A 299-nucleotide genomic window follows, 5' to 3' on the forward strand; every position below is an offset into this window, starting at 1 on the left:
GCGTCGAAGGTGAGCTGGGTGGTGGTGCCGTTCTTGGTCTGGGTGGCGAGGGTGCCGCGGGGGGTGTAGGTGTAGTCGGTTCCGTCGCCGCTGGTGAGGCGGTTGCGTTCGTCGTAGGTGTAGGTCTTGTCGCCGGCTTTGGTGCGGTTGCCGGAGGCGTCCCACTCGTACGCGGTGGTGGTGCCGTTGGGGGCTTGCCAGGAGGTGAGGCGGCCGGCGTGGTCGTAGGTGTAGGTGTTGGTGCCTGCTGCGGCGGTGCCGGCGGTGGTCTTGGTGGTGAGGTTGTCGTCCTTGTCCCA

Annotated in this window: 1 protein-coding gene; it reads right to left on the reverse strand. The window is 67.6% G+C overall.

Features of this window, described 5'->3' with window-relative positions:
* Positions 1-299, reverse strand: a 299-nt coding sequence (locus CXR44_RS34955; RefSeq protein WP_144070200.1) for an RHS repeat domain-containing protein, incomplete at both ends; no start/stop codon positions are given.

Source organism: Nonomuraea indica, assembly GCF_002850745.1.
Taxonomy (GTDB): Bacteria; Actinomycetota; Actinomycetes; order Streptosporangiales; family Streptosporangiaceae; genus Nonomuraea; species Nonomuraea indica.